Annotated in this window: 10 protein-coding genes; all 10 read left to right on the top strand. The window is 34.0% G+C overall.

The genetic code is table 11. The features are described 5' to 3' along the window. The coding region (locus tag KE503_RS13615) for an ankyrin repeat domain-containing protein (RefSeq protein WP_212385576.1) at positions 1 to 777 on the top strand (777 nt) is incomplete at its 5' end. A 621-nt stretch (positions 778 to 1,398) separates the two neighbouring features. Then, the gene (locus tag KE503_RS13620; RefSeq protein ID WP_212385578.1) at positions 1,399 to 3,126 is read left to right on the top strand and encodes an RHS repeat protein; all 1,728 of its coding nucleotides are present in this window, start codon (positions 1,399 to 1,401) and stop codon (positions 3,124 to 3,126) included. An 8-nt stretch (positions 3,127 to 3,134) separates the two neighbouring features. Beyond that, a complete protein-coding gene (locus tag KE503_RS13625) occupies positions 3,135 to 4,451 on the top strand; it encodes an RHS repeat domain-containing protein (RefSeq protein WP_212385580.1) in 1,317 nt (438 codons plus the stop codon). A 37-nt stretch (positions 4,452 to 4,488) separates the two neighbouring features. Continuing rightward, positions 4,489 to 5,070, top strand: coding sequence for a hypothetical protein (locus KE503_RS13630; RefSeq protein ID WP_009204611.1), 582 nt, complete (start codon positions 4,489 to 4,491; stop codon positions 5,068 to 5,070). A gap of 395 nt (positions 5,071 to 5,465) precedes the next feature. Next, a complete protein-coding gene (locus KE503_RS13635) occupies positions 5,466 to 5,756 on the top strand; it encodes a hypothetical protein (RefSeq protein ID WP_055196893.1) in 291 nt (96 codons plus the stop codon). 65 nt (positions 5,757 to 5,821) lie between these two features. Next, entirely contained in the window at positions 5,822 to 5,953 is a 132-nt protein-coding gene (locus KE503_RS14750) for a hypothetical protein (protein ID WP_262568474.1), read from the top strand. Between the two features lie 76 nt (positions 5,954 to 6,029). Next, the gene (locus KE503_RS13640; RefSeq protein ID WP_055196894.1) at positions 6,030 to 7,364 is read left to right on the top strand and encodes a DUF5412 family protein; all 1,335 of its coding nucleotides are present in this window, start codon (positions 6,030 to 6,032) and stop codon (positions 7,362 to 7,364) included. Positions 7,365 to 7,737: 373 nt separating this feature from the next. Beyond that, positions 7,738 to 8,781, top strand: a complete 1,044-nt coding sequence (locus tag KE503_RS13645; RefSeq protein WP_178468753.1) for a hypothetical protein — start codon at positions 7,738 to 7,740, stop codon at positions 8,779 to 8,781. Positions 8,782 to 8,850: 69 nt separating this feature from the next. Beyond that, positions 8,851 to 9,135: a hypothetical protein gene (locus tag KE503_RS14620; protein ID WP_242852121.1), complete on the top strand. Its 285-nt coding sequence runs from the start codon at positions 8,851 to 8,853 to the stop codon at positions 9,133 to 9,135. A 139-nt stretch (positions 9,136 to 9,274) separates the two neighbouring features. Continuing rightward, on the top strand, positions 9,275 to 9,616 hold a 342-nt coding region (locus KE503_RS13655; protein ID WP_212385582.1), incomplete at its 3' end, for a hypothetical protein.

Genomic DNA, 9,616 nt, shown 5'->3' on the forward strand with positions numbered 1-9,616 from the left:
GATACATTGAAGATCATGAAAAAACAAGGATATGATTTTGCTTGGAAAGACTCAGATAAAGTAGGATTATTGCAGATCGCAGCACTATGCAATCATTCTTCAGTAGTAAAATATTTGTTAGAACAACAATTAGATTCAAAAGCAAAGGCAGATTATTATAAAGTGAGAGCAGTTGATTTTGCGATTGTAGCAGGAAACTTAGACAAAGCAAAGATTTTGATAGAAAAAGACAAAGTGAATTTCAAGAAAAATCATCACGGAAAACCTTGTGATGTATGGGAATTTATTTTAGCTTTCGGCGATAAAAAATCTTTTAAAACACTGGAATCTTTAGGTCATCAGCCAACAAAAGAAGAAATATATGACACCTATCAAAATTACGGATATGAGCAGGGGATAAAAGTAAAAGAAGATGAATTGCAGGAAATAATCTGGAATGGAGAAAGTGATATTGCAAGAAAAATACTAGAAAACAAAATGACAAAAGGAAAAGTCAGAAAAGAATATTTATTACAGACAGCAGTTGATATTGGGGATTACACAATGGTACGTTATCTTGTCGAACAAGGAGCAGATATCAATAAATATGTAAAAGAAGAAACTGAAAATTATTCTTCTACAGCATTACAGACAGCGTGCGCATCACAAAGTCAAGAAATTTTGAAATATCTGAAAAAGCATGGAGGTGATAGTAAGAAAAAGGATTCAGAGGGTAGAAGCTGTAAGAAAATTGCAAAAGATAACAAGGCGGTATGGAATTTGGAACTTATACAATAAAAAGAAAGCATTTCTAAAGCAAAATTGGAAAATCCTTTCACAATCCAATACAAGGATGTGATATAAATGATAAGGAAAAGAATATTTCAAGTATTGAAAATTATTTTTGTATTAATAGTAACTCAACTTTCCCAGCTAATATCGCTAAATAAAGCCTGAATAAATGTGGCTTGAGATGCAATCCATTCACTTACTTTACATTTTATAATAGATATGATATCAGCGGATAATGTTAAAATGTGTTCCACAAACAGAGCCATAAGGCTCTGCAGTGCATTGGTTAGTTCCATGTCCTGAATATCATCACAGAACATGAAGAATAATTCGCCATACGTTTTCTGGTCATTTTGGTTTCTTCGGATCCATTCCAGAATAATAAATTTAAGTGCTCGAATAAATTTAAGTGCTCGTAGACCATATGAAGTCAGAAAACAAGGAAAAAGAGATGCAATAAAACACGAAAACGTAGTGAAATCAGAAAAGTAAGTAGAAAAATCATAATAAACCAAATAATATAAAAAATATCAGATTTCATAAGGGCTACGGTACCTTAAGTATGTTACACAGAGAGAAGAAGCAGACCACAAAGTCAGTGAGACATTAACAAGCACACAGGGAAAAATGACACAGGAAGCTATAACTTCTTATGATGCGATGGGAAGGGAAGTTTCAAGTACTGACCGGAATACAGGAGAAGTGACAAGGATCACCTATGACTTTATGGGACGTGCAGTAGAAACAGAAAGATCCCTGACAGATCAGGAAGGAAAGGACATTGTTCAGACAGAAACAAAGAGCTATAATGCAAACGGCTCAGTCACATCAGAAACAAGCAGTGCAGGGGTTACAACCGAGTATCATTATGACAATAGAAACCGAGTAACCATTGCAAAGGAAGATGCAGACGATGCGACAAAAACAACAGAAACCTCTTATGGATATGAAACTGCCGTGATCCATACCCTGGCAGGAACAAAGACCTATAAGGATCTTCAGGTACAGACAACCAAAGTCAATGGAACCGTGACAGACAAGACATGGACAGACCATGCAGGCAATGCAGTCCGTAGCTTAAGCAGCGGTATCTATACGGATCATGTCTTTACTGACGATGGAAAAGAGATCGCAGCGGTCACACTTGGAAGCAGCACCGATGGAGAAGGAAAGATCTCCCTGACGTTATACAATAAGGAAGGAAAAACAACCCATACGATCAGCCAGCCAGTGGTTGATGGAGACAGTATCACCACAGGAAAAGATACGATCATCAATGAGACTGCATATGATGTTAATGGAAATGAGAGTGCTGTGACCGATGGAAACGGAAATGTCACAACCTATACTTATGATGACCAGAACCGTGTCACAGGTGTGAGCAGAAAGAATGGAAACGAAACCATCAGCAACAGCATTTCTTATGATATGGGAGCGGATGGAAAGACCACGACCAGTGTCAAAGATGCCAACGGACATGTCAACAAAGAAGTGACAAATGAAGCAGGACTGACAGAAAGCACTACGGATCTTGGAGACGGAGAAGAACAGATCACAACAGCCGACAGTTATGACACAAACGGAAACAAGATCAGGGAAACCTATGCAGACGGCGGCTATAAGACATTTGATTATGACAGGAAGAACCGCCTGATCAAGACAGAATCTTATGAAGCAGGGGAAGCAGGAGAAAGTATCGGAGAGAAGACCTTAAAGACGGTCTACAGCTATGATATCAACGACAGACTGTTGGAAAGTATTGACTATCAGATCGACGGAGCAGAAGAAACAACTGTACGTTACACAGAATATCAGTATGACCGCAGAGGACAGACAACAGGATATGCAGAATTAAGTCAGGAAAACGCACCGACAGCGGATGAAATCAAAGAACACCAGATCAGATACCATTATGACAGTGATGGAAAGCTTACAAAGGTTACCTATCCAACGACCAAGAATGGAGTTCAGGCTTTAGCATATGAATATGACCAGAACGGATGGCTGACAAAGATCAAAGGAGAGATCCAGTCAGGAGATGGCAGTACAGAAAAGACGGTACGAAGCTATACTTATGACAGCTATGGAAAAGTCAAAGAGATCAAAGACTACAGAGATCTGTTAAACAGCAGTGATCAGGCAGTGAAGAAAGCCTACACTTATGACAGCCTGGACCGTGTCAAAGAGATGACGTACACAGATCTTGAGACAGACAAAGTGATGGAATCTTACCGCTACAGTTATGACAAGAATTCCAATACACAGAGAAAACAGAAGTCAATAACTATCCAAAAGAAGATACGGATAAAGTCAATGAGACAAAAGCCTATACTTATGATGCACTCGGACGACTGACAAAGACTGTGACAACCGATCATAAGAACGATGACAAGACAAAGACCGTTACCTATACTTATGACAAAGCTGGAAACAGAACCACAGAAGATGATGGAACCACACAGACAGCGTATACCTATAACGGACTGGATCAGTTACAGACAGCAACAAAAGAAAAAGGAACCGCAGTTGACGAAGTCCGCCAGTACAGCTATGATGCCAATGGAAACCAGACGGATGTCAAAAACACAAAGACAGGACAGACGGAATCTTATACTTATGATGCAGAGAACCGCTTAAGCAAAGTATCTGTGACCGACAAAGACGGAAAGACAGCTGTGATCCAGCAGAACCATTATAACGGAGACGGACAGAGAATCCAGAAAGTGGAAGGAAGCAAAACGACGAACTATTACTATCAGGACGGAGTAGTTTCTTACACAACCGATGGAGAGAACAGCCAGACATCCCAGAACCTGATCGGAACCGACGGAAATATCCTTGCAACACAGAGATATGGAAGTGACCATACGGACTATCTGTTGTATCATAAAGATATCCAGGGAAGTACCACAAGTCTTGTAAAAGAAGATGGAAGTGCTGATGCAACATACCGGTATACAGACTTTGGAGAGACAACGATCAACGGAGATAACAAAGCAGAGAATGAGGTTTGTTATACTGGAGGAATCTATGATCATAGTACAGGGCTTTATTATCTGAATGCAAGGTATTATAATCCAGAAGATGGACGGTTTGTGACAGAGGATACTTATCGAGGAGAGACTGCTAAACCAGAGACAGGACATTTATATGCTTATTGTGCGAATAATCCGGTGAATTATGTGGATCCTAGTGGACATAAGGCTAAAACAGTAATTTATTATAATAAAAAAGGGAAGGATTTTAAGAAACAAGCAATGCATTCTCCATATTATAAGAATAGTCAAGTTACATTTAAATCTGTGATTAAAAAAGCACAATTTAAAAAAGAGTGGGATAAAATACCAAAAGGAACATCTGAATTATATTTATATTTGCATGGTGGGGTTAGTTGTTTGTATTTTGATGGTTCTGATATGAATTTAAAAGAGTTGTTAGCTTTAAAAAAGAAAAAAATAAAAAAGAAGATAGTATTGCTTTCATGTAAGGGAGGAATAGGAGACAAAAATAGTGTGGCTAAAATTATGGCTAAAAAATGTCAATGTGTTGTGTATGCATCTAGTTATCCATATGGATTATCTTATAGATATGATAAAAAGAAAAAAGTGTATTATCCTAGATATGGAGGAAAGCGAAATTATTATAATCATGAAAATCCATTAAAAAAATATAAACCTTAATGATGTTATTGAAGTATAAAAAAGAGGAGATATAGAGATGGAGAAAATTGTAATGTATTTAAAAAAAGTAATTATTTTGTTGTGTGGAATTGTACTAGGATATTTAACATCAAGAAGAACAGATATGTCAATCAGTTTAGAATGTATTCTAGGTGATGGCGTTTTTATTGTGTTAGTTATTACGATTATTATGGTAATAACTAAGGAGAAAATAAAATTAGGTATAAACTGTGCCATATTTGGATTATCATTTGTTATTGGTTCAACATGGATTAAGAATATAGAACTTTTTTTTGAATTTGGAAAACAGAATTATGATTATATTTTATGTGGATTAGGTGAAGCGATTATTATTCCTGTGATTTTTGGAGGACTAGGAATAATTCTATATTATTATCATAAAGAAGGCATTTTATCATTAATTTTATCAGGATTACCTGTTATGTATTGTTCATTTACTTTGATTTCTTATCAATGGGAGAACCAATTTTTGTTAGCAATTATTATCAATTTATTAATTTTAGTAATAGTTTTTTGCCTTACAGGTAAGAAATATATGAAATATAAAATACTTTTTATAGTTTTAGGAGGAGTGCTAGGTTTTTTCTATTTTGTTTGAATATATTAGTTGCTTTTTATGTAAAGAAAATAGAATAGATTTTATGAAATAGGTAGGATACAAATTTAAGGTCTCGTGGATCTTACGAAGTCGGAAAAAAGAGGTGCAATAAAACAAAGAAACATAGTTAAATGAAAAGATACGATTATCAATAAGACGGCAGATGATGGGAACAGAAATGTCACAACTTATACTTATGATGACCAGAACTATGCCACAGGTGTAGACAGAAAGAATGGAAACGAAACCATCAATAACAGTATTTCATATGATATGGGAACGGATGGAAAAACTATGACTAGTGTCAAAGATGCCAACGTACATGTAAACAAAGGAGTGATGCTGAAAATCATAGAATAATTCATTTTAAATGATTAATTATAGGAGGATGAATTATGGATAAAATAAGAAAATTTCTAATTTATGGAGTTATCATAATCCTTTTAATCTATAGTTTTATGACAGATAAAGGCGCTGTTCGCTTTAGTGTATTTATATCAGGATATCCTAAAGAGGCAATAACAGGAAGTTTAATATTAGATAAGAGCCATAAATTGAAGTCAAATCAGAAGGCATATATTATAGAACCATATCCTGTAGATAAAGCTACACAAGGAGTATTAGATCGCTGGCTGGTTGAACGACATGCTATATTTTATATCGCAAGGTTTGCCACGGGAGCATAATTAGTAAAGATAAAGACAAGGATATATCCAAAAAACAGTTATACGATTCTATTTGCAATCCCAATATGCAAGGCGTAAAGGAAGCATTGAAAAATCATGCAGAACTTGCAAAAGAAACAATCAAAATATCATCAAAAACGAAGCCGTTAGAATTAGCTGTCAGAGAGATTGAGAGTGGAAATGGACATGTTAAATAGCCTATTGGAATCAGGTGCAAAGCCTGATTCCAATACAAGATTGTGATATAAATGATAAGGAACGGAGGAAAAAGGTATGAAAAAGGGATTCACAAAGAAACGATACCAATTAATTTTACTTATAATTCCATGTATCATCATTTTAGCATATATATATTTTACGCAATCCAATAAGATAGATACAATCAAATTAAAAAGAAGATTGTTTACAACATATTCACCATCTAAGAATCATCAACTTAATGTATATACAGCAGATACAAACAAAGAAAATGCTTCCGTATTAGTAGAACTTAAAAATGATCAAACAAAGAAAAACATATACTGGCAGCCAAATACTTCATGGGCATATATTGTCTGGAAATCAGAAAACATTGTTTATATCAATGGCACAAAAATAAATCTGTCAAAGAATAAACAATATGATGAAAGAGATAACACAGGGGAATCTTTTTACTCAAAAAAAGACAACAATCCACTATATCTTTCCATTCTAAAACAAGAGATTGATGAGCAGAAGATTATAAAGCAACTCAAAGACAAATCAAATATAAATTATGCAGATGCACAAGGAAATACTTTGTTGATGATAGCATCTTATACAGGCAATATGAAGATCTTTCATCAATTGAAAGACAATGGAGCTGATATAAGTAAAAGAAATAATGAAGGACAAGGCGTACTAGAATTTGCAATTAGGAGTGATCTTTCAGAGAAGCAGATTCTTAAACAATTAAAAGATGAAATAAAAATGGGTGCGGTTATAACGGAAGAAACAAAAAATGCTGTGATACAGCCTTGGAATTATCGATGGAAAGCAGCAAGTTGCAATTATAAGGTTTTGGATTGGGTATATGATAAATTAAACCAGAATCCAGAAACAGATATGACAGCAGAACAAAAGGTTCTCTTAAAGGCAGCAAGAGGACAGAAAACAGAGGGGACAAAAGAAGAAGCAAAACTTACAGATAAAGATGGAAATACAATGCTTATGATAGCAGCGGGATATGGAAATCAAAAGCTGTTAAATAACTTGTTAGCTCAAAACCTAAAACTGACACACAAAAATCGCTTTGGAGAAGATGCTTTGTTATATGCTATATCGAAAGATCAAATAACAACAGCAAAACAATTATTGGAAGCAGGTATGGATAATCAAGAAGCCCTGCTAAAAACAGCACAGACAGGAAATGTGAAGATGGCAGAGCTGGTATTAAAATATTTAGACTTACGATCTGACTGGTATATAAAGCAGGCAGTGATAGAAGCAATGAATGAGGGAAATGAAGATTATGCTTATAAATTGTTTTTGAAGTTAAAGGATAAAAATTATAAGGGCGGAACGGAAACAATATATGAGTATGCCAAAGAAATGGGAGTAGAAAAAATTATAGATTGGTATAAAAAGTAATTAGTAAAGGTATTAAATCTAAGAGGTTCTGCTTATGTTAGAACATTTTCATGAGTTGACCACATTGGGTCCTGTAGACCTTACGAAGTCAGAAAACGAGGAAAAAGAGATACAATAAAACAAGGAAGAATAGCAAAATCAGAAAAGTAGCTAGAATAATCGCGATAAATTTAATAATATAAAAAATATCAGATTTCATAAGGACTACGCTACCTTAAGTTATACGCCGTGGCTTTTATGATTTAGCCATAGCCTATCAGTCAGTGCACGTCAACTATTGAAAGCGCCGTATACCGAACGGTACGTACGGTGCTGTGAGAGGACGGCGGTTAGTCACCGCCTCCTACTCGATTTAATGTGAGGAGATGATATAATGATAAGAAAAAAAATAGTTTTAATAGTAAAGATAATTTTTGTATTAATAGTAATTAATGGAATTTTATTAGCAATTCAATATCTGCCTCAAATGAAAGTTGATTCAATAATCTCAAATATGAACGAATATACACAAGAAGATAAAATCTTACTTGATACAGGTGGGGTAACAACATTTCCAACAACGCCATGGAACAGATTGTATTTATATGACGTTGAACATAATAAATGGAAGTTAATAAAAAGTAGTATGATTCCTTATTATGGATTTGGAAGTAAATTTATACTAAATAAACAAAAAATTTATTATAACAGATTTGGAGCGGAAGAAGGAATTGAATTATATTCCAAAAAGACAAAAGGATTTGGCTTTGGCAAAGAAGAGTTGGATCAGGCAGGAATTTGCACCATATCACCAGAATATATGTATTATTTAAAAGAAAGTGGGGCAAGTGATTTTAAAAATAATATATATAGAAAAAATTTAAAAACAGGGAAAACAGAAGTTTTTCTAAAAGGCGAATTCTCCTATATATTAAGACAGGATCATGGAAAATTGTATACATACAATAATGTAGATAAGCAAATCTATGAAATAAATCTAAGTGATAAAACCATCGTGAAATGTAAAAATAAGGGAGATATTATGTGGGTAGGATATATAGATAATGAACATTTCATGGTAACGGATGGGTTAAATGTTTATTCATATGATAAAAAGAGTAAGAAGAAAAAATATTATATAAAAGATCTGAAAAAAGAAGAAGACTTTTTAAATGATAGTCTGAAGATAGACAATAACAAATTATACTATAGTACAAATAATATGGACGTTTTTATGTTAGATATAAAGACAGGTGAAATTAAAAAGATTGCATCTGAAAGCAAAAATAATAAGAATAGTGCGTGGACATCAGTCATATTTACAAAATCATATATAGTAATAGACATAACAGGTGAAGACTATAAAAACAGGAAAATGTATATTTATTCTTATGATGGAAAGTTGATTAGAAAGGTGAATGTGCAGCCAGTATGGTAAAATTATTAGATATGACAAAGAGACAGTTACCAGAGAAATTTGATGCTTAAAAAGATATGACAATCATAGATGGTTATAAAAATAACTCATACGATCAGCCAGCCGGTTGTTGATGGAGACAGTATTACTATAGGAAAAGATACCATTATTAATGAGACTGCATATGATGTCAATGGAAAAATGAGAGTGCTGTTACCGATGGAAATGTCACAATCTATACTTATGATGACCAGAACCGTGTCACAGGTGTCAGCAGAAAGAATGGAAACGAAACCATCAGTAACAGTATTCCTTATGACATGGGAACGGATGGAAAGACCACGACCAGTGTTAAAGATGCCAACGGACATGTAAACAAAGAAGTGACAAATGAAGCAGACCTTATGAAGTCAGAAAACAAGAAAAAAGATTCAGAGGGTAGAAGTTGCAAGAAAATTGCAAAAGATAACAAGGCGGTATGGAATTTGAAATTTATACAATGAGGAGGAAGAACATGAAACAAAGAAAAACTAGATATCTGTTATTAATTTTCTGTTTAATAATGCTGACTGCTTGTAATGGAAAGACGACGAAAAAACAAGTTAATTCTAATAGAAAATTATCTCAAATTTTAGATGTTAAAAAAATGCAGATAAAAAGTGATGATGGGTATGGATCATTAAGAATCATAAATCCAGTTGTAGAAAATAAAAGTTATGTTTTTTACATAGAAAATGGTAAAAAAATTATAAAAGTAAATAAACAAAGTAAAGAAAAATCAGTAATCGTAACATTTAAGAGAGTAAATAAAGGCGGCTTATCTCTAGAAGGAAATTATCTGTATTATATATATAAT

The sequence above is a fragment of the Anaerostipes sp. Marseille-Q3525 genome (assembly GCF_018223505.1).
Lineage (GTDB): Bacteria > Bacillota > Clostridia > Lachnospirales > Lachnospiraceae > Anaerostipes > Anaerostipes amylophilus.

Coding starts and splice junctions, on each gene's coding strand:
- KE503_RS14750 (WP_262568474.1), top strand. CDS start 5,822: ATGCAAGGCGTAAAGGAAGCATTGAAAAATCATGCAGAACTTGCAAAA.
- KE503_RS13645 (WP_178468753.1), top strand. CDS start 7,738: ATGATAAGAAAAAAAATAGTTTTAATAGTAAAGATAATTTTTGTATTA.
- KE503_RS13630 (WP_009204611.1), top strand. CDS start 4,489: ATGGAGAAAATTGTAATGTATTTAAAAAAAGTAATTATTTTGTTGTGT.
- KE503_RS13620 (WP_212385578.1), top strand. CDS start 1,399: ATGACACAGGAAGCTATAACTTCTTATGATGCGATGGGAAGGGAAGTT.
- KE503_RS13640 (WP_055196894.1), top strand. CDS start 6,030: ATGAAAAAGGGATTCACAAAGAAACGATACCAATTAATTTTACTTATA.
- KE503_RS13635 (WP_055196893.1), top strand. CDS start 5,466: ATGGATAAAATAAGAAAATTTCTAATTTATGGAGTTATCATAATCCTT.
- KE503_RS14620 (WP_242852121.1), top strand. CDS start 8,851: ATGGTTATAAAAATAACTCATACGATCAGCCAGCCGGTTGTTGATGGA.